This window comes from Fischerella sp. JS2, from assembly GCF_032393985.1.
GTDB lineage: Bacteria > Cyanobacteriota > Cyanobacteriia > Cyanobacteriales > Nostocaceae > Fischerella.
The window spans coordinates 3511008-3532156 of sequence record NZ_CP135918.1; the positions used below are offsets into that span (position 1 = coordinate 3511008).

The window sequence follows — 21149 nt, forward strand, 5'->3', positions numbered from 1 at the left end:
ACACACTCCACCCTACGGGAAGCCACTTGCGTGTCTACACACTCCCCACCTCCCCGATCTCTTTCACATTTTCAGGGGAAATTCTATTTGAAAGGTTGAACCTTGAGCAAGCACGCTCTTGACAGAGATTTGTCCGTGGTGTGCTTGCACAATTTGTTGAGCGATCGCCAACCCAAGTCCGAAGCCACCGGTTTGGCGAGAGCGAACGGTGTCTACGCGATAAAAACGATCAAAGATATAAGGCAAATCGCTAGCGGGAATGCCAATACCGTTATCTTCCACCTGAATCACAGCGCGGTGGGACTGGGTGAAAAGACGTAACTGTACCTTACCTTGTGTTGGAGTGTATTTCAAAGTATTACTCAGGAGATTGATTATGGCTTGTTTAAGCAAGTTAGGATCAGCGTGTAAAATCACAGGTTGCTCTGGAATTTGCGTGCTGAAATTTAAACTTTGAGCAGCAGCTTGGGCGGCAAACTCCACAGCAAGCGATCGCAAAAGTTCGCTCAAATCAATCGGTTTTAATATAGTTTCTGCTAATGGCCCATCATGGCGTGAAAGGAAGAGCAGATTATTGATCAGCGTACTCATAGACTTGGCAGTTTCTACAATCTTTTGCAACCGCAGTCGTTGTTCCACAGGATCTTCGGGTGGTATTAAGGCAACTTGAGCATTACTTAATACCGTTGCTACAGGTGTGCGTAGTTCATGGGAAGCATCGGCTGTAAATCGCTGTAATTGCTGATAGGCCCGGCGAGTTGGGCGCATTGCCAATCCTCCTAAAAACCAACCTGTAATCCCAATCACGCCAAAAGTGAAGGGAACACCCAAAGCTAAAAACAAGCGGGCTTGATTCAATCTGCTGCGTAGAGATTCCAAGCTAGCTGCTGCTTGGAAGTAGCCAATCAGCTCTTTATTTTGCAAAACGGGGATAGTAATTTGGCGAACCCAAAAGGTCTCAGTGTATTCTATGCCAGATCGCTCTTGCAAAGTTTGAAATCCTGGTTCTGCGGTCAACTGTTTCGTACCCAATGAACCAATGTACTGTACAAGTTGCTTGTCAGCGTTGTACCATCGGGCGTACAGCAGTCCTCCATTTAATGACACGTCTTTCTCTACAGGAGTGCGATCGCGTTGATTTTGATCAAGGGTGTATTGGATTTTACTAGCAAAAGTTTTACTTTGAGCAAACAGTTCCTCATCAAAAAAGCGCAACTGATCTTCTACATTTAGACAGTAGCCTACTCCTGCAAAGACAAACAGAATTCCACCCATCGATAAAGCAAACCAGTGAGCAAGATTACGGCGACTACGATCAAACATTTTGTCAGAAAAGTCCACTCTTATACTTACAACATTAGACAAATTCGTAAGGATTTTAAATTCCCAAATACTCTGCGTCCCTGGTGCGCTTACAACCAAGATTCAACGGACAATGTTCTTACTTGTTGAATCCTCCTAAAGTGTCAGTTGATACAACAGTAAGGCTGTATTGTAGGGCTACAGCAGCAATCCAAAGATCATTTTCATCAAAGCCTAAATTAGTTATTTTAGTTTTCCGTCGCTTGCTTTTCTCTTTGGGTGCAAATTGATTAAATAAAGCGGCTTTGAGTTTTCCGTAAATAATAGCAGTAAATCTATCAATGTTGTGAATGTATATACCCGTTAGAAAAAGGTGAATAAGAGCTAAGTTATCTTCTCTGCGTTGAGAACGTTCTGCCATATCTATCAGTTCTCCTTGAACAATGACGCAGGTTGTAACCACAGAATTTTCCACTTCAGCGAGGCGACGAAGCAGATTGACATCACTAAGAATTGTAAGGCTACAGTGATTTGTATCTAATAGGTACATTATTCAAAGGGGTTATCATCAAATTTGGCTTTCCCACGAGTAGCGTAAACTAGCTGGAGATACTCTTGTAAATCATCACCTGACCATTTACCAATGGTTTTTAAGTGTTCTAGCAATGAGCGACCTGTGGAATTTACTAGAGTGTCAGTAATAGATTCTGCTTCCAAAAAAGTACGTGTTTGGGTTTCCTTTGTTTTCAGAAAGCGTAAAAAATCTAGCGTTTCTGCCAGAATGGTATCTGGGGTGGATTCAATTTCTTGGAGAAGCTGTTGTTTGATAGTCATAGTAGGTATCTCCTCTACTGGATGAAAAATTCAAGAATAACTGCATCAATACTAGCGGTTCTTAAATTTGGCGAAAGTATTGTTATGAGTTCGGCGGATTCAACCGATAGCCTACCCGATGCACAGTTTCGATCCAATCTCTGGCCCCAATGATTTGCAGACGTTGACGCAAGCGCCGCACCAAAGTTGTAACTGCATTACTTTCGGGTTCTTCTCCACAACTCCATAAGGCTTGCTCAATCTGATCATGAGATAAAACTTGACGGGGATGACGCATCAAATATTCCATCAATTGGAACTCCCGGCTAGAAAGTTGAGTTGTGACTGAATCAAGCTCGATAGTTAAATTAGCTAAATGCAACTGCAAATCACCTAAGCTGAGTACATCTCCTTGCCACATTGGCGATCGCCTTCCCAATGCCCGCACCCGCGCCAACAACTCTAACACATCCACTGGCTTGACTAAGTAATCATCTGCTCCCGCATCCAAACCCATCACCTTATCTGAAACCGTATCTTTTGCAGTCAGTATTAGCACTGGAGCCACTTTACCCGCCCGTCGATATGACTGACACAATTCCACTCCACTCACCTTAGGTAACATCCAATCTAGAATCAGTAAGTCATAATCTTTGTGAAAAGCAAACCATTGTGCTGTTTCTCCATCTTCGATCGCATCTACTGTATGCCCCACTTTTAATAATGCTGCCCGCAGAGGTTCCAACTGGGCTGGGTCGTCTTCAACTAGTAAGATCAACATCCCATTTGTTCAGCTTGGTGTAATTTTCACTTCTTAGTTCTAAGGTTAAGCTAAAACAGTGACATAAAAGTGACGTTCAGCAATTAACCCTATCCCTTCCATGCGTCAATTGCAAATTTTTCCAGTTTTACGAACATTAGGGTTTGTGTTTTGGTTATCCTTGCCTTTGATTGGGCTGGTTTTTTGGCTGGGAAGTGGTTTAGTGGGAGATCAAATCCTGAGTCGTGGCTACAGCCACAAAAAATATCTGCTAGCGGATACACAATTGACACGGCAGCTCATGAAAAAGATAGTAGCTATAGAGGTGAAAGTTCTTGCACAAGAAGGGATTTCGTTAGTGAATGTGAAAACAAATCACTCACCTCTCAAAAAGATGACGTTTGAGTTCCCAATCACCGAACCCGATCAACTTGAAGCCAACCTCAGTCGCGAGTTGGGCTTATCGCGGGAGCGAGTCAGAGAACTAATTCGCTATTAACTTGGTAACGCACCCCAATCGGTGATCGCGGCTCTAAAATCTACTACCGCAAAAAATCTTAATACATACGGATAATCTATCTGTGTCTATCGGTGTCCATCGGTGTGTATCTGTGGTCGATTTATAAAACATGATCTTGGTCACAGCTTGAATTCACATCGGGCATTATTTTTGCCCAAAAGACACATTTGCCGGGGAGACAAGGAAGACAAAGGGGCGATCGCATTCTTGCTCAGGTGTGCATATAACTTATTTTTTACTGATGAAATTAGCATCAGGATTCCAGAAAATGGGATAAAAATTCTATTAGAAACTCCACTGAAAAATTTTGTTGCCTTCTTCAGAAACTAACCTGTAGATGGAGGTATAAATAGAGCTTTTGCACAAATATTTTCCGCCGTAACAGAGGAATGGAGGGGGTTTTGAAGATTTATGCAAGAGGTTTAATATGGATGTTATTTAACTCTCAAAAGTTGAGAAAAAAGACTACAACTTCATAATAGGAGCAAATTTGAACTTTTCACAAAGAGCAACGATACACTTGTAGAATATTGTCTAAATTTTATATGCTCTGTTTAACATGCCTTATCTGACATCAGCTAGTGCCATTTGTTCTCAGATTGCTGAATTTACTCAAAGCTCTACTTTATGGATAGATACAGAAGTGGCTGATTATAAAAGTAAGAATCCCAGATTGTCGCTGATTCAGGTACTAGATGATCCCACAGATATGAGTGGCGATCGCATTTATATTTTAGATGTATTAGATTTGCCGGATCTTGTAGCTGATTTCATTGCTCAAATCATGATGAATCCTACAATTGAAAAGGTCTTTCACAATGCCAGCTACGATTTGAAGTTTTTAGGTAACAAAAAAGCCAAAAATGTCACTTGTACTCTAGACATGGCAAAAAAAATTCCTTACTATATCCTGCCATTACCTAACTATCGGCTTCAAACTCTAGCTGACAAACTATGTAAATTCTTACATGTTGACAAACAAGAACAAACAAGCGATTGGGGACAAAGACCTCTAACTGAAGAACAAATAGAATATGCTTACCTAGATTGTATTTATCTCGCTCAGGTACATGCACGGCTAATAGAATTGAACCAAAAAAATAATCCTGACCCTGAAACAGAAGACTTAATGGCACTAGCAAAAAAATACCAAGAAGTTGAACAAACTTGGAAAATAGTTAAATCAGAGTACGAACATTTACAAGAGCGAATCAAAAAAGCTATGCAAGCTCAAAATTTAGCTGAAACTTCTGATTTTAAGTTAAATAGTTATGAACGCACAACAGTAAAAGTTGCCTTAACAGAGTTAGCTAGATTAATACAAATTAAAGATATTGAACTAGATTTACCAATTATATTGACTCAGAAAATGCAAAAAGATTTGGGAGAAAATCTGGAACAATTATCGGTAGAGGTAGAGAAAAATCAATATTGGCGCTTGACAGCTAAAAATGAAGAAGATACCGATAAAGATGAGTAAATTGTGTATTATTGTAATTTTTTTTAATTTACAGAGTTTTTAGTAACTAATCACAAAGCACACCAAGTCTATATACAAACGATATTGGGTGATTTTTGAAACATAATCTTAGTATTGCTTGATGAATGATATGTTTTTTAGTTTTTATAGTTAAATATAAACAACAATGGAAAATTATAGAGCTAATCAGCACAATATTTAGGAACATCTACCTATTTATAAATACTTATGAAAGTGTGGTTAGAGGAGCAAAAATTGACAAGAGTAACAGTTAGCATAGCTATGCTGATCGCGTTTGTAGCCGTTGCAATTGTTTCTTGTGCGAGGAGTAATGAGGTATTAGTAACAGAAATTGGTGTCAGTCCTCCCAAAAGTCCAACATCTAAACCATCAAAAGCAGAAGATTTTTACACTCAAGGTCAGTATAGGCATATCAAAGGCGATCCTCAAGGTGCGATCGCAGCTTACACAGAAGCGATCAAGCTTAATCCCCAGTATGCCCAAGCTTACAATGGTCGGGGACTTGTTCATTTTGATCTGGGAGATAAAGAAAAGGCGATCGCCGATTACAGCCAAGCGATTCGGCTGTTTCTCAACTATGCCGAAGCCTACAACAACCGAGGTAATGCGCGGGCCTCTACAGGAGATCTCAACGGGGCAATCTTAGACTATAACGAAGCCATTCGTATTGCTCCCAACTATGCTGAAGCCTACAATAACAGAGGTAATGCTTACGCTGCCTTGGGCAAAAGAAAAGAAGCGATCGCAGATTATGATCAAGCTATTCGCCTCAATCCTAAGTATGCTGTTGCTTACAATAACCGAGGCAATGCCTATTCTGCTCAAGGCGATAAACAGAGGGCAATTAATGATTTTGATCAAGCTATTCGCCTCAATCCCAATTTTGCCGCAGCCTACAATAATCGCGGTAATACCCGCGCCGCTATAGGAGATAAACAAGGAGCAATTTCTGACCTACAACAAGCCGCCAAGATTTTTCAAAAACAAAAGAATACAGAACTGTATCAGCAAGTAATGCAAAATATCAACGATCTTCAGCGTTAGACCATTTCTGTAGAATAATTATTTCCTAAGCGTTTAACAAGTCATTATTATGAACCAAAATAAACGTCAGGCTTACTGGCGTGCCAACACGGCTTTAATTAGAAATCTTCTCCTGGTTTGGGCTTTGGTATCTATTGGTTGCAGTATTCTGCTGGTGCAGCCATTGAACAATTTACGTTTAGGTGGTCTACCTGTCGGCTTTTGGATGGCACAGCAAGGTGCAATTTTTATCTTTGTGGTGCTAATCTTTGTCTACGCCGTGCAGATGGATAAGCTTGATCGCCAATACGGTATCAAAAGGGGAGGTAAATAATGTCAGTTGAAGCTTGGACTACTTCACTTGTCATCCTTTCTTTTATTGTATATCTGTATATCGGTTGGCGCTCTCGCGTTCAAGATAGTAAAGGCTTTTTCATCGCCGAACAGGGGGTTCCCTCCCTGGCTAATGGTGCAGCGACGGCGGCTGATTGGATGTCAGCCGCTTCGTTTATTTCGATGGCGGGGTTAATCTCTTTTTTAGGTTACGACGGTTCAATTTACCTCATGGGTTGGACTGGCGGTTATGTTTTGTTGGCTTTGCTGCTAGCCCCATATCTGCGGAAGTTTGGTAAATATACAGTTCCTGATTTTGTGGGCGATCGCTATTACTCTAGCGTCGCCCGCGTCGTGGCTGTCATCGCTGCTATCTTTGTCTCGATGACTTACGTCGCCGGACAAATGCGCGGTGTCGGGATTGTGTTTAGCCGCTTTCTGCAAGTAGACATCAGCACCGGCGTTGTGATTGGGATGGTGATCGTCGGCTTTTTCTCAGTGTTGGGAGGTATGAAAGGCATCACCTGGACGCAGGTAGCCCAATACTGTGTATTAATTACTGCTTACTTAATTCCAGCTATTGCCATCTCCCTCCTGCTGACTAAAAATCCTATCCCACAACTAGCCTTTGTTTTTAGTGATATTGTCCCGAAACTGAACCAAATCCAAGTTGACCTTGGTTTCCAGGAATACACAAAACCGTTTGTTAACAAATCGATGGTAGATGTTTTATTTACTACGATCGCTTTGATGGTGGGGACTGCGGGGCTTCCTCACGTTATAGTACGTTTTTATACTGTACCAGATGTTCGTTCAGCACGTTATTCTGCGGGTTGGGCATTGTTATTAATAGCTTTGCTGTATACAACAGCACCTGCTTTATCAACATTTGCCCGTTACAATCTGATTGATTCTTTACACAATAAAACGATCGAGCAAATCCATCAGTTTGATTGGGCGAAAAAGTGGGAAAACACCAAGTTATTAACCTTTGAAGACAAAAATGGTGATGGGCGAATTGAGTTAACACCAGATAAAAAAACCAGTGAGATTAGCATCGATCCAGATATCATTGTCTTGTCCACCCCAGAAGTAGCAAAATTAGCACCTTGGGTGATTGCTTTAGTTGCAGTCGGTGGTTTGGCTGCGGCTTTGTCTACAGCATCAGGTTTACTGTTAGTAATTTCCAGTGCAGTAGCCCATGATATCTACTACCGCATGATCAATCCGGGAGCCTCCGAATCCCGACGGGTGATGGTAGGTAGAGTCATGGTTGGTTTTGCGATCGCGATCGCGGGTTATTTTGGTGTGAATCCGCCTGGTTTTGTTGCTCAGGTAGTGGCATTTGCCTTCGGTTTAGCTGCGGCTAGCTTTTTCCCGATCATTATTTTGGGAGTATTCGACAAGCGGACAAACCGAGAAGGAGCGATCACCGGTATGGTAGTCGGCTTGTGCTTCACTATATTTTATATAGTCGGAGTGAAATTCTACGGAATGCAACCTTGGTTCTTCGGAGTCTCTGCCGAAGGAATAGGAACTCTTGGTATGTTAATCAACTTTGTTGTCACTTGGAGCGTTTCTCGACTCACACCACCTCCACCATTGGAAGTTCAAGAGATGGTTGAGGTACTAAGAACCCCTGGTGATGAACCACCGGCAATTGAGGAACTGGACGAAGATCATCTAGATTAGTAGGCAGGTCTGTTTCATTTTCTCAAACAGGTAAAATTGCAAGTATTGAGGGATTGAATAACTGCGGTCAATCTCTCCAAATAGAGAGCGATCGCTCTCTATTTACTCTACCGAAATGGTTATACTTTCATCTTGCACCTACCCAATATATCGCCAGAGAATAAATTCTCTTGCACTCAGGTTTATCTGACTTAAGCTATGGGCCTGGGAAATTTATTTCTTAGCGGGATGAAACCCACATTCCGCAGGTAAACGAGAAGATCAAAAGATAGACGCGCTACTACATGATGAATGCGATCGCACTTAGCCTTATGGGTGGAAAAATATTAGGTTTCCTAAGAGCAAGATCATACTAGACCACCAGAACAATCTTACCCGTCGTCGAGCCAGATTCAATTAACTGGTGGGCTTTTGCGGCTTCTGCTAATGGTAACTCCTGACTGACATGAATCTTTAACTTACCTGCATCAATATATTTAGCGCACTCTGCCAAGATCTCTGCTTGGTGCTGTTGTGCTTCTACTATTCCTTGTAGCATCGGTGTAAGCATTAATTCTAAACCAATGCGGAGATTGCGATTTCTAGCAGTTTTCCAAACCGTATTGGCATCTGGTTCTAAAATCGTCACAATATCGCCATATATCCGCACTGCTGAGAAGGTTTTGTGAAAAGTTTCTCCACCGACTGTATCAAAAGCCAAGTCTACACCTTCACCACCAGTCCAATCTAAAGCTGCTTGCACAAAATCTGTTTGTTTATACAAAATTGGATAATCAGCACCGAGTTGTTTGACAAAATCTGCCTTCTGTTGAGAACTGACTGTTGTGCAGACATTTGCACCTTTAAGTTTAGCCAGTTGAATAGCTACATGACCAACACCACCAGCACCAGCATGAATCAAAACTTTTTCCCCTGGTTCTAGTTTGCCACGTTCGTATAAAGCTTCCCAAGCAGTAATTAATACCAAAGGTGCTGCGGCTGCTTCTGCAAAAGATACAGATGTGGGTTTGTGAGCAGCAAAACGCTCATCTACTGTAGTGTACTCAGCATAGTTGCCTTGGTGTGCGCCCAAGCCACCATTGCAAAAATACACTTCATCCCCAACACGGAATTTTTGTACACTAGCACCAACAGCCTCAACTACACCTGCACCGTCACATCCTAAAATCGCAGGCATTTGATCAGGGTAAAAAGTGCCACGTTTGCGAAGTTTGGTATCAATAGGGTTAACACCAGCCGCTCTTAATCGTACTAAAAGTTCAGTTTCACCAACAGGTACACCAGGATTTGTGACATCCTGTAGTTGCAAAACTTCAGGATTGCCAGGTGCTGTCATTAGAACTGCTTTCATGACTTATTCCTCCGCGTGCTTGCATTTGTCAATTTACCGCAAATAGGCAGAGCGATCGCTAAATTTATGCTATCGAATTAACACCTGCTTAACACTCTGCGCTCCTTTGCGTAAACCTCTGCGAACCTCTGCGTTTAAAAATAAACTCAAATATTTACGAGATCATCAGTAATTCTTTATACAGGCAAATAAATAGTAAACGTAGTTCCTTCCCCTACTTTACTGCTAACAGTAATACTACCTTCGTGGGCTTCAATGATGCGTTTGGCGATCGCTAAACCTAACCCGACTCCCCGACCTTTGCGAGAGCGATCGCCAGTGTAAAATTGTTCAAAAATCCGGGAGAGATCACTATCTTTGATCCCTTGACCTTGATCGCGAATCGTTAAAACTGCTTGTTTACCTTGTTTGGAACCACTGATAAATATTTGGGAATTGGGTGGTGAGTGCTTGATGGCGTTATCTAACAGATTGAGCAATGCTTGCAACAGCCTTTCGGAGTCACCCTGGATTTGCAAGTCAGCCACGTTGACTTGCACAGAGATTTGGGAATTTCGCATTCGCGTTTCCACTGCTCTAACTGCACGCTTAATCAAGCTTAGCAGTTGAATATGCTGCTTTTCTAAAAGTGTCACCCCAGCTTCCAAACGTCCCAAATCCAACAAATCACCAATGAGGCGTGATAGGCGTTTGGTTTCATCTTCTACGTTTTGAAAAAAGCGATCGCTCACTGCTGGATCAGAAGCAGCGCCGTTGCGGAGGGCTTCAACTGTCACCAATACATTACTAATGGGAGTACGGAGTTCGTGAGATACGTTTGCTAAAAATGCTCGACGTTCTTGATCCAGTGAAGCCAAGCGTTCACTCATACGGTTTAGTTCTAGCGCTAACTGATCCAACTCATTGCTTTGGCGAATCTGCAATTTATCACCAAAATGTCCGCTACCTAGACGAATAGCGAAATTTTTCATAGTTTGAATTGGATGGGAAAGGCTACGTGCTAGCCACTCGCTAATGAAAGTGCAGAGTAAAAGTGTAAAGACTAGTGTTCCTAGTACTGTCCAAATAACTATAGCGAACTGGCGTTGAAATTGTTGTAGGGTAATAGACATCCTTAGTACACCCAACAACTGTCCGTTACGAACTATTGGTTGGGCAATGAAGAGTCTATCATCATTACTCAAAACACCTTTGGCGAAGCCTTGCACTTCTTGTTGTTCTAAGGCTGCATGTATCCCGGGTATTTCCAGCCAGTTTTTCACTTGTTGGTCTTGTTGAGGGCTAGATGAAGCGATAAGTTTACCTTTAGTGTCAAAAACTCGGATGGTGATAGTTTCAGCTGCACCATAGCGCTGCATTATGAGCCTTACTCGTTCGCGGTCATTTTCTTCCAACGCATCAGCAACACTTTCAGTGATGGCAGTACTCCAGTTTCGCATTTCTGTCTGCCTCATGTTCATGAAGTAGGCATGAAATGACCAAAGCACATATCCTGCCATTAGCGAGGTTCCCAAACTTGTCAGTAGCAAGTACGTGGCTAAGAGCTTAGTGTGAATGGAATTCCACTTTATTTTCGATATCCAACCCATTATTTATATCTATTAAGATTGCTTTTCTGCGCGACGACGCAGCACAGCTTTTATACGTGCCAAAAGTTCACGAGTATTGAAAGGTTTTGTGACATAATCATCTGCTCCTGCCTCTAATCCCCAAATTTTATCTATGTCTTGATCTTTAGCAGTCAGCATCACAATTGGTACATCAGAGAAGGCTCGAATCCGCCAACAAATTTCCATCCCGTCAACCTCTGGCAGCATCAAATCTAACAAAATTACATCTGGTACTTGCTTGTGAAACTGTTTGATTGCAGTGTGACCATCTGCTGCTGTTGTGACGCTATAGCCTTCTTTTTGCAACGTATAAGAAAGGCTTTCTCGCAAAGCTTCTTCATCATCTACTAGTAATATGTGGGGCATACTTGTTTAAGAAATAGTGGCGTATTGTGAATATTTAATGGTTAATGTAATATCTAAAACATCTCTCTAGAGAAACAAATTTATGAAATTTTGTAATCAAAAGTAAGAAACTTCTGAGAGATTTTCTCGGTCAGATTCTTCACGTTCTCCGAAATTTCTCTTATGCCTGAATCAGCTAAAGGTATTCCAGGAATACCTGATCTTACTCATCCTACGGAACTTGTCCAATTTGGCACTGATGTTCTGAAAGTTTCGCTGTTACTAGTATTTGTGATTGTGGCTTTGGGAGTTGCGATCGCTGTGGTTAACTTTTCCCTGCGTCGCCATCAAGTAGAACAAGCTAATTTTATTGATGAATGGGCAATTCGTTACTCGCAAATTTTAGCGGGATTACCACACTTAACTTTAGTTTTAATTCTATTAATAGGAGGATTTTTTCTTTGCTCAACTTTGAGCAATAGATATCACCACTGGGAACAGGCAAAAGTGGCGCAAGTAGCAGCAAGTGTTGCTGGTGACAGACTAGAACAAATTGCCCCACAAATACGTTATGTAGTGCAAATTCCATACAGTTACACTACACAAGTTAATGGCAAGATTGTCAAAGTCAATGAAACCCGAGAAGAAAGTCGCTATCTGACACTAGCTGGTTCACAAATTCAAGTCAAAATTGACCAAACTCCCGATGTCCAAAATCGCCGTGCAACATATCGTGTAGATTATACGGCTGACTATAAAGTAGTTAATCAGCTTCCAGAAGACATTGATCGGTTCTTTTGGGAAGCACCACCCCCCAATGGCTACTCACTACTTTCTGGCTACAAAATAGAGCAAGCTGGTAATAGACTACAACAAACTAGCCCGGGTAATTACAGCTTTCCCTTTCGTTTAAGACAAGGAGAAGAAACCACCTTTCGAGTCTCCTACAAAGCTCAAGGCGGTCCCCGTTGGATTTATAGTGCTGATGGACAGTTACTCCAGAATTTTCGCTTGGTAGCTATTGCTAACTTTCCAGGGGCTGATTTTGCTAGCGGCATTGTACCAACTGAAATTGCAGGCGAGGGACAAAGCACCCGATTTACTTGGGTATTTGACGATAATGTTTCTGTGAGAAACCCATTTGGAGTATTTACAAATACTAATCCTGTTCTTAATACAGGGGTACTTCCCCGCCTGTTGTTGCTAGCGCCAGCATTATTTTTATGGTGGATATTGTTGCTATATTTATCTATTCCTATGAATTTAAAAAATATCGCTGTTGCTGGTGGGATATTTTTTGCTTGTTTGTTGGCTTTGACTTATACCAGTCGTGTGATGAGTCCCCAGTTTGCTTGGACTTTGATTTCCCTGGCTTTACTGGTGCTGAGTTGGGGACTGGGTACAAATGTTCGTGCTTCCCTGGCTGCGGTTATTTGTACTATAGCTGGAGCTGTGCTACCCGTGTTGGGATTGTTAGTACCGTACAGTGGACTGACGCTTAGCTTAGCTGGTTTTCTTTCGGCAGTTTGGTTAGCGGTTCGTCACTGGTTTGGCTGGTACAGGCTACAACCACAAGACCAGCGATGAAGAAAGGCAGTGCCAATCCTCACAAGAACAGCCCCTCTGGTGAACCCGCAAAGAGGGGTGTCCTCTCTTGACGGGGTGAGGTTACTTTCAAGACAGAAGGCAGAAAATTTTAAGAAACAATTTCGTAAAAAGCGATCGCTTTCCACCACTACTGTCTCAATTTTCGGATCTTGGATGAGCAAGCTACGATCAAGATAGTGGTTGAGGGTAGTTTGAACATGTTTTGTTAGGCGTTCACGTGTAGGCCAAACGCCACCGTTAATATTCAAAGCCTCGATACCATTTTACCTGGCTAAAATTTCACAATTTTTCGTTGGTAAATTGGTATCAAATTTTATTTCTTTGCAAAAGACATCTAAAAATTTATGACCTACGATTACGACCTGTTTGTCATTGGTGCTGGTTCTGGGGGGCTAGCAGCTTCTAAACGTGCTGCTAGCTACGGAGCAAAAGTAGCGATCGCTGAAGAAAGTTTAGTCGGTGGTACTTGTGTCATTCGTGGCTGCATTCCTAAAAAATTGATGGTCTATAGCTCCCATTTTCCGGCATTATTCCACGATGCAGCAGGCTATGGCTGGAAGGTAGGCGAAGCAGAATTAGACTGGGAATATTTTATTACAGCTATAGATAAGGAAGTACGACGGCTTTCCCAACTACATATTGGTTTCTTGGAAAAAGCCGGGGTAGAACTTATTCCCAGTCGTGCTACTCTTTTAGACCCACACACTATCGAAGTTGATGGACGCAAAGTCACTGCCGATAAAATTTTAATTGCTGTTGGTGGTCGTCCTGTCAAACCTGATTTACCAGGGATGGAATATGGCATCACCTCTAATGATATGTTTCATCTCCAAGCAAAACCTAAGCATATAGCAATTATTGGTGCTGGTTACATCGGCACGGAATTTGCTTGTATTATGCGGGGTTTGGGATGCGAAGTTACCCAAATTGTCCGTAAGGATCTCATCCTCAATGGATTTGATGAAGAAATCCGCACAAATATTCAAGAGGGGATGACCAATCACGGCATTAAAATTATCCAGAATCATGTAGTGGAAGCAGTGGAGAAAGTGCCGGAAGGTATCAAAATTAAGTTATCTGGAGAAAACAAAGAACCAATTATTGCTGATGTGTTTTTAGTGGCAACTGGCCGCGTCCCCAATATCGAAGGGTTAGGTCTAGAAAAAGCTGGAGTTGAAACCTGTTGCGGTTCCATCGAAGGCCCTGGATATAGCACAATGGATGCGATCACTGTTAACGAATACAGCCAAACTTCCCAAGCAAACATTTTTGCAGTAGGTGATGTTACTGACCGCATGAATTTAACCCCCGTCGCTATTGGTGAAGGGCGGGCGTTTGCAGATAGTGAATTTGGTAACAACCGCCGTATATTTAGTCACGAAAATGTCCCGACTGCTATCTTTTCTACACCGGAAGCAGGCACAGTTGGTCTCACAGAAGCCCAAGCCCGGGAAAAGCTGGGAGACGATGGGGTGAAAATATACCGTACTCGTTTCCGTCCTTTGTTCCACAGTTTGACGGGAGCCCAAGAAAGAACCATGATGAAATTGGTAGTTGATGCCAGCACTGATAAAGTATTAGGCGCTCACATGGTAGGAGAAAATGCAGGTGAAATTATTCAAGGTGTAGCGATCGCTGTTAACATGGGCGCAACAAAAAAAGATTTTGATGCCACTGTTGGTATCCATCCTACATCAGCAGAAGAATTTGTCACAATGCGGTAGTTGTTGGTTATTGACTGCAACTACTAATACTGTTAGAGTGCTGATAATAGCTAATAGGTAATAAGTAATTGGTTTTTCCTATTACCTATTACCAATTACCGATCTTCACAGATATGAGTAGTCCTCAAATGGACATAATATTATTAGCAATACAACGTTATATCTTCACCACACTCATCTGCTAAATAAGTTAAAGCTTTAAAACGCAGTTCTATTAATTGTTCGTAGAAAGGATTGAGTTTACACAGGGGTGGAATATAAAGAATAGTACGGCTGCGGAGTTTAATTTCTCGTTCAAAAGGACAGCTAGCAGGGATAATAATACAGAGCAATCGCGCCAAATGGGAATCTTCGATTTTGATAGAATCAAGCCATTGACGGATTGGTTGCAAGAGGGTACTTACAAGAATTAACGACGTTAATGTAGTGATTGAGATCATAGTGTTAATGAATGAATTGGTTTATGAATTAGCAATACTTTTTCCAGCAAGAGTTTATCTGATTTAGAAGTATCTGCCATTAACACAGTTTTTGCATTTTCATTGAGCAAAAGTTGTCTTTGGGAATTAGTACTAAAATCTTGACCTGGTATAAATCCCTTTTTGATCAGTTTTTTAATTGCAAATCTAGTCACTGACTCTAGCAATTGAGTGTAAGGATGCAAATCGAAAAAATTGTCTAAAGTCCAGTGGAATGTTTGAATATCTACAACAGATAATTCAAATATTGCTGCTATTAAAAGATAATCTGTATACTCAATATCTATATTCATACTGAGTTCTTCTAACCAATATTCTACTAGTGTTTTATCTTTAATCTTTAAGATGTAGATCACTCTTTCAAGATAAATGTAAAATAGTTCTAAATAATTTTGTTCAGACATAATTAATATCCCTCTGAAAGAATATTTTTTCTACTATTCATGTCAGTTCAGATATTAGCTGAGAAAATTTTATCTAATCAATTCATTTGTAGTTTTAATATGTAGTATTCCAGCCTCTAATTGGTATAGCTGCAACAGTAGAGAGTCCAGTAAGGTGTATTATGCGCGTATTTTGACCTAGATTTTTCGCGAAAAAATTATATGAGCGCCTAATGCACCATGTAATCTAGTAATACGTAAAGTGTGATCAAGTTGGTGGTGTTTCAGTTATTTTTTACTTTAAAACTGAAAAATGCAGATATTGTGGAGATGGAAAAATTTTATTCAAGTCTCCCAATCTAGAACTGCTGCAATTTGAGCAGGCAATTTCATGGCTTTGAAAGGCTTGGTAATAATTGCTCGCACTCCTAGTTCGGCAAATCGCCGTTGTTCGGCAGCTTGTGTCTTTGCCGTCAGCAAAATTACGGGGATTGTTTTAGTGGCTAAATTCGCTTGTAACGCTTGAAAGGTAGCAATTCCGTCCATATCCGGCATCATTACATCCAGTAGGATAACATCCGGCTGTTCACTGGCTGCCTTAGCCACTCCCTCACTACCAGAAGCTGCCGTTGAGACTTGCCAACAGCCTACTGCTTTCAAACAGAGTTCAGCTACTGCCCGGATATCATATTCATCATCAATGATCAGAATGCGTCTTGTGGTCATATCAAGTCCATTTTTATAGATCACTCTCTTCGCCCTGATTGCGAATCATCCTATTGAGTAAGTTAATAATTCGCTGTTCAAATTCTTGTGGCGTAATGCGTCCTTTGGTAAAGAATAACGTTTGTCCCAACCTTAATCGCTGGCGATCATTCTCATCCAAATCACGCGCCGTGTACACAACTAACGGCACTTGGCACAGGCGATTATGCTGCCGTAGCCAATCTACAACCGTAAAACCATCGCATTCTGGCAGTCCTAAATCCAGTACCAGTAAGTCAGGGATAACGCGCTGGCTGACCTGTATAGCTTCGCGTCCGGTTTGGGCATAGAAGGTAGCAATACCGTGGCGATCAAACATAGCAATGAATACCTGCGCCAAATCAAAGTCATCTTCTACAATCAGTACTTTAATACTTTGATTTTGTTGGGCAGTAGCTTTTTCCAAAGCTTGGCACAACAACCTTAAATCTGGAGGTTTGATAATCCAGTCACTCACACCGTCCGGAAAAGGTTTGCTAGCATCAGGTAACAAACCACTAAGGATAATAACTGGGATATTTTGGGTATTTGGCTGCTGTTTGAGAATTGCCAGAGTTTCCCATCCATCCATATCAGGCATCATCAAGTTGAGAATAATTGCATCAGGATGGTTTACTGTTGCCTGTTCCACTGCCTCTAGTCCTGAAGCCACTGTCATGACGCGATAGCCCTGCCGTTCCAGCATGGTTTGCAATACAGCCCGAACAGAGGGATCATCATCACACTGTAGTACTAAAGGAGGATGGCAAGATGAGGTAATGGGGTGGTGGAATGATGAGGAGAATTTTTCCGTATCTGTCCCTACTCCCTCTTCTGAGAGGATTGGCAAAGTAAACAAGAAAGTACTGCCTTCTCCCAAGATACTTTCAGCCCAGATTTGCCCGCCATGATGCTGCAAAATGCTGCGACAAATGGCTAGACCCAAACCGGTTCCCCCTTTTTGACGAGAGTCAGAGGCATCGACTTGGCCAAAACGCTCAAAAATAGATTCCAACTTCTGGGCTGGAATACCGCGCCCTTGGTCTTTTACGGTGAAGAGAATATGGGGAGTAGGGGGAGTAGGAGGAGTGTGGGAAGTAGAAGGAGTAGGAGTTTTTTCTCCCTTTAATTCTGCGCTCAACCAAACCGTAGAACCAGCTGGCGAAAATTTAATCGCATTGCTGAGTAGGTTGGTAAAAACCTGGATAATCCAGTCGGGGTCAGCCCAGATGCGAACTGATAGGGGAGAAACTGATAATGTTACCCCCGCTTGCATTGCCATTTCCTCCATCACCTCTGCTGACTGACTCATTAAATCGGCAACATCACATGTTTGCTTAATTATTTGTACTTTTCCTGACTCAATACGTTCGATATCCAGAATATCGTTAATTAGACGCAGCAGCCGATCTGTGTTAGTTGCAGCAATATTTAGCATACGTTGAGCATCTTCAGGAGCAGCTTGCAAGACCCCATTCGCCAACAAATCCAATGCACCAGCAATGGAAGTTAGAGGTGTTCGTAATTCGTGATTAACTACTGAGATAAATTCATCCTTGAGGCGTTCTACTTCCCGGCGATCGCTAATATCTTTGATAAAACAATAATTTCCAATGAATTGCTGCTGTTGGTCATAGGCTTTGACCATCACTACTTGTTTATCAAAAACTGAACCGTCTTTCCGTACACCTCTAGCTTCTATTTCTGCCTTACCGTTAGTGAGCATTTGTTGGAAGGCAGCGTTCAATTTTTCCCAATCCTCAGGATAGACTGTTAAGTGCCATTCCATCCCGATCATTTCCTCACTTTGATAACCAACCATGCTGGCATAAGCCGAGTTGACTTTGACATATCGTCCCTGTTTATCCAACTCGGAGATACCCTCGACTGCACTTTCCAACGCCTGACTCAGATGACGCAGTTCTTCTTCTGCTCGTTTGCGTTCGGCAATTTCAGCCTGAAGTGCTTCATTAGCTTTTAAAATCTCAGTAGCCCGTTGTTGTACTCGGATTTCTAACTGGGCTGTACTAGGTAATTCCAGGGCTTTAGGCACTAATTCCACCAGCATAAATGCCGTGTACAGTGAAACAATAGCCGTAATGCCTTTAATCAGTCCAGATAGCCAGTATGTTGGATGCCACAGTGTCCAAACTTCCATCAGATGAGTTGTGCCACAAGCAATAATAAAGGCTCCAAATAAAAGAAAGACACTTTTAAAGGGAACATCTTGCCGCTTCTGGATAAAATAAAGCAATATCAAGGGAATTAAATAATATGCTAGAGCGATTAGGGAGTCCGACAACAAATGCAACCATACTAGCCCTGGATTCCAGAGATAACAATGCCCGTGGGGAATAAAGGGGCTTGAATGTAATAAGGTATGTAATAATTCCGACATATAGTCTCCTATTTACGGGCATCAGCTACGAGCCAGCAATACCAATTTTGGATTTTGGATTTTGCGAAAAGTTTGTAGACGCGCAGCGTCCCAGAGGGAACTTCAAAGCTTTTCAAGACGGATTTTGGATTAGGAGTTTTTGCTATTTACCCTACTTCTGTCCCCTGCCTTCTGTATTGTGCGTTTCATAACTTAGCACCCGGTTTCTTCCCATTGCCTTTGCTTGGTCAAGGATTGTATCAGCAGTCTGGTAGAGTGCCTGGAGATTGTCACCATCTTGAGGATACTCGACAACTGTTGCACTGAAAGTAGCGTAAAATTTCTCACCATTGGCAGATGTAAACTCAATTTGACGCAAACTCTTGAGAACCTCCCAAAGTCTTTGCACCCCGTCAGTTTTGGTGATTCCCGCCATCCCCACTACAAATTCTGTTCCTCCCCAACGACCGACTACATCTTGGTTATGGAATGTTTGCCGCAACAGTTCCCCGAGTCGAGACAAAACGCGATCGCCAAGAGCATGACCGTATCGGTGGTTAATTTGTTTGAGGTAGTCCAAATCTACAATAGCGAAGCAGAACGGTTGATGGTAGCGATCGCTCCACTGAAGATACTGATGCAAATCTTGAGTAGATTTGCGGCGATTGGCAATGAAGGTCAGGGCATCTATTTCTGAGAGATTTCGCAGCCAGCGCACTCGCTCTAGTCGATTGAAAATACGAGTAATGAGTTCGGGTTCTACAATTGGTTTGCTGATGTAGTCATCAGCACCTGCTGCAAATACCTGCTGTCTAGTTGTAGTATCACTGTGAGCAGAGAGAAACAAGATAGGTAGCCCACTCCATTGAGGATCGTTACGAGCGACTTGGCATAATTCTATACCACTAACTCCAGGCATTTCCACATCTAAAATCAGTAAACCTGGCTTCACAACTGCCATTGCTTCCAAGAATCGTAAGGGATTCTCTAGGGTATAAACCTTTAGCCCCAAGGCGTGAGTAAAGTATGCAGAGCAGTTAATGTTTGGGGATCGTCGTCTACAATCATCACTCTTGCTTCAGCAGAGCGAGATTGCTGTAGTATTTGATTCACCGTTTCCAGTACTTGGCTTGGAGATACAGGCTTCTGTAAGATAATACCCCTAGCCAAGCGAGCAACTTTTACCCGATCAAGCAAACTTTCCTGGGCTGTAAAAACTATCACTGGTACTGGAGGAGTCCGACCACTGAGGTCTGCCAGTAAACTGAGAGTATTTTCTCTGGTAACACTAGCGCAAAGGTCAAGCAGTACAACGTCAGGGCTATTTTCTGTCATCAACTCCCTTGCTGCGATCGCATCTGAGACAATTTGTGATCGCATTTCCCAGCTATTTGCCTCTCTCAGCAAGGCCTCAGCGAATTCTCTATCGTGTGTGACAATTAACAGTAAGGGAAGTTCATTTGCCAGTTGGTTAACTGAGAGTAATTTCGGCTGATACTTAGAGTTCAACAGTTGCAGTTCCTGACGCAATGCCACAACTAATTGTGAGAGATTCTGTTTTACTTTTGGCTCTAGCTTAGTTCCCATTTCCAACAAAGATTCTATCTCTTGAGCCAGACAGGAACCCTGATCAGATCCAAACATCCCTAATGAACCAACTAACTTATGAGCCTCTAGCTTCGCTTTTGACTGTATTTCCGCAGTTAATTTACCTAACAATAATAAGGCAGAGGCTTGCTCAATCGTAGTCACTCGCTCTTCGAGTTTCTGTACTACTTCCTCCCAAACTTTATTGACTCCAGTCACAACCTGATTTTGGCGTGGGGAAGATGTAGGGAGTGGAAGATGTGGGGACACAACATTTTTTTGTGTGCGTCCCTGTGTCTCCCCCTTTCCCCTTCCTTTTTGGGCTGGCTTGAGTCGATATCCCATACCATAAACTGTCTCAATTGGATCATCTGCAACTCCTGCTGCTTTTAGTTTTTGTCGTAACCCTTTCATGTGGGATCTAACAGTATCGTCCGTCGGTGGTTCTTCAAAAGACCACAGATGATCTATCAAGGCACTACAGCTAAATATCCGATGATGATTACGGAGAAAAAGTTCGAGCAGACCGTATTCTTTGGGAGTTAAATGTAGAAGTTTACCATCACAGGTGACTTCGCAAGTGCTTGGGTCAAGCCACAAATTTTTCCACTCTAGGTGAGGCGGTAAAGCAGAACCACCCCGACGTAATAAAGCACGAATGCGAGCCAGTAATTCCTGGAAATCAAAAGGCTTGGCAACATAATCATCTGCACCAGCATCCAAGCCCATGACCTTATTTGTGCTGGTATCTTGGGCTGTTAATAAGAGAATAGGTGTGTGATTGCCGCTTGCTCGCAATCGGCGACAGAGGCTGATACCGTCAAGCTTCGGCAGCAAGACATCTAACAGAATTACGTCATAGGTAAATAACTCTGCCAAATTCCAACCTTCTTGCCCATCCTTGGCAAAATCAACAGCATAGTGCTGGTTTGTCAAAGATTTGGTAAGTGATTCCGCAATAATTTCATCATCTTCAACTAATAGAATTCTCATAGCG

General features: G+C 42.2%; 18 protein-coding genes and 1 pseudogene. 7 read left to right on the top strand and 12 right to left on the bottom strand.

Going from position 1 to position 21149, the window contains the following annotated elements; all coding sequences use genetic code 11:
- Positions 1-63 precede the first annotated feature (63 nt).
- The 4 genes from RS893_RS14755 to RS893_RS14770 form a co-directional block, all read right to left on the bottom strand.
- Positions 64-1323 carry a sensor histidine kinase gene (locus RS893_RS14755; RefSeq protein ID WP_315784034.1) on the bottom strand — a complete coding sequence of 420 codons (1260 nt, stop codon included), beginning with the start codon at positions 1321-1323 and terminating at the stop codon, positions 64-66.
- 118 nt (positions 1324-1441) lie between these two features.
- A complete protein-coding gene (locus RS893_RS14760; RefSeq protein WP_315784037.1) occupies positions 1442-1852 on the bottom strand; it encodes a type II toxin-antitoxin system VapC family toxin in 411 nt (136 codons plus the stop codon).
- Positions 1852-2136, bottom strand: coding sequence for a DUF2281 domain-containing protein (locus tag RS893_RS14765; protein ID WP_315784040.1), 285 nt, complete (start codon positions 2134-2136; stop codon positions 1852-1854). The genes RS893_RS14760 and RS893_RS14765 overlap by 1 nt, the downstream gene beginning before the upstream one ends.
- An 82-nt stretch (positions 2137-2218) precedes the next feature.
- Positions 2219-2896, bottom strand: a complete 678-nt coding sequence (locus tag RS893_RS14770; protein WP_315784042.1) for a response regulator transcription factor — start codon at positions 2894-2896, stop codon at positions 2219-2221.
- A gap of 100 nt (positions 2897-2996) precedes the next feature.
- On the opposite strand from RS893_RS14770, the gene RS893_RS14775 reads away from it, so the two are divergent.
- From RS893_RS14775 to RS893_RS14795, 5 genes are all read left to right on the top strand, one after another.
- Positions 2997-3374: a hypothetical protein gene (locus tag RS893_RS14775; protein WP_315784045.1), complete on the top strand. Its 378-nt coding sequence runs from the start codon at positions 2997-2999 to the stop codon at positions 3372-3374.
- A gap of 580 nt (positions 3375-3954) precedes the next feature.
- Positions 3955-4875 carry a ribonuclease D gene (locus RS893_RS14780; protein ID WP_315784048.1) on the top strand — a complete coding sequence of 307 codons (921 nt, stop codon included), beginning with the start codon at positions 3955-3957 and terminating at the stop codon, positions 4873-4875.
- Positions 4876-5103: 228 nt separating this feature from the next.
- Positions 5104-5940, top strand: a complete 837-nt coding sequence (locus RS893_RS14785; protein WP_315784050.1) for a tetratricopeptide repeat protein — start codon at positions 5104-5106, stop codon at positions 5938-5940.
- Positions 5941-5989: 49 nt separating this feature from the next.
- Complete coding sequence (locus RS893_RS14790) at positions 5990-6253, top strand: DUF4212 domain-containing protein (protein WP_315784053.1); 264 nt, start codon at positions 5990-5992, stop codon at positions 6251-6253.
- The gene (locus RS893_RS14795) at positions 6253-7944 is read left to right on the top strand and encodes a sodium:solute symporter family protein (RefSeq protein ID WP_315784056.1); all 1692 of its coding nucleotides are present in this window, start codon (positions 6253-6255) and stop codon (positions 7942-7944) included. The genes RS893_RS14790 and RS893_RS14795 overlap by 1 nt, the downstream gene beginning before the upstream one ends.
- Positions 7945-8296: 352 nt before the next feature.
- Here RS893_RS14795 and RS893_RS14800 read toward each other — a convergent pair whose 3' ends face one another.
- The 3 genes from RS893_RS14800 to RS893_RS14810 form a co-directional block, all read right to left on the bottom strand.
- Positions 8297-9295 (bottom strand): zinc-dependent alcohol dehydrogenase family protein, encoded by a 999-nt coding sequence (locus RS893_RS14800; protein ID WP_315784059.1) that lies wholly within the window; start codon positions 9293-9295, stop codon positions 8297-8299.
- Positions 9296-9471: 176 nt separating this feature from the next.
- A complete protein-coding gene (locus RS893_RS14805) occupies positions 9472-10884 on the bottom strand; it encodes a sensor histidine kinase (protein ID WP_315784061.1) in 1413 nt (470 codons plus the stop codon).
- Between the two features lie 12 nt (positions 10885-10896).
- Positions 10897-11271: a response regulator transcription factor gene (locus tag RS893_RS14810; RefSeq protein ID WP_315784064.1), complete on the bottom strand. Its 375-nt coding sequence runs from the start codon at positions 11269-11271 to the stop codon at positions 10897-10899.
- Between the two features lie 162 nt (positions 11272-11433).
- Between RS893_RS14810 and RS893_RS14815 the strand changes: the two genes are divergently transcribed.
- Together RS893_RS14815 and gor are read left to right on the top strand one after the other, a co-directional pair.
- Entirely contained in the window at positions 11434-12837 is a 1404-nt protein-coding gene (locus tag RS893_RS14815; protein WP_315784067.1) for a hypothetical protein, read from the top strand.
- Between the two features lie 365 nt (positions 12838-13202).
- Positions 13203-14582: a glutathione-disulfide reductase gene (gor, locus tag RS893_RS14820; protein ID WP_315784069.1), complete on the top strand. Its 1380-nt coding sequence runs from the start codon at positions 13203-13205 to the stop codon at positions 14580-14582.
- 143 nt (positions 14583-14725) lie between these two features.
- Here the strand turns inward: gor and RS893_RS14825 are convergent, their stop codons facing one another.
- The 5 genes and pseudogenes from RS893_RS14825 to RS893_RS14845 form a co-directional block, all read right to left on the bottom strand.
- On the bottom strand, positions 14726-15022 hold the full coding sequence (locus RS893_RS14825; RefSeq protein WP_315784072.1) for a Mo-dependent nitrogenase C-terminal domain-containing protein: 297 nt from the start codon (positions 15020-15022) through the stop codon (positions 14726-14728).
- Positions 15019-15465, bottom strand: a complete 447-nt coding sequence (locus tag RS893_RS14830; RefSeq protein WP_315784074.1) for a hypothetical protein — start codon at positions 15463-15465, stop codon at positions 15019-15021. The genes RS893_RS14825 and RS893_RS14830 overlap by 4 nt, the downstream gene beginning before the upstream one ends.
- Positions 15466-15789: 324 nt before the next feature.
- Positions 15790-16170 carry a response regulator gene (locus tag RS893_RS14835; protein WP_315784076.1) on the bottom strand — a complete coding sequence of 127 codons (381 nt, stop codon included), beginning with the start codon at positions 16168-16170 and terminating at the stop codon, positions 15790-15792.
- Positions 16171-16183: 13 nt separating this feature from the next.
- Positions 16184-18586, bottom strand: a complete 2403-nt coding sequence (locus tag RS893_RS14840; protein WP_315784079.1) for a response regulator — start codon at positions 18584-18586, stop codon at positions 16184-16186.
- A 151-nt stretch (positions 18587-18737) separates the two neighbouring features.
- Positions 18738-21145, bottom strand: a pseudogene (locus RS893_RS14845) (response regulator).
- Positions 21146-21149: the final 4 nt, after the last annotated feature.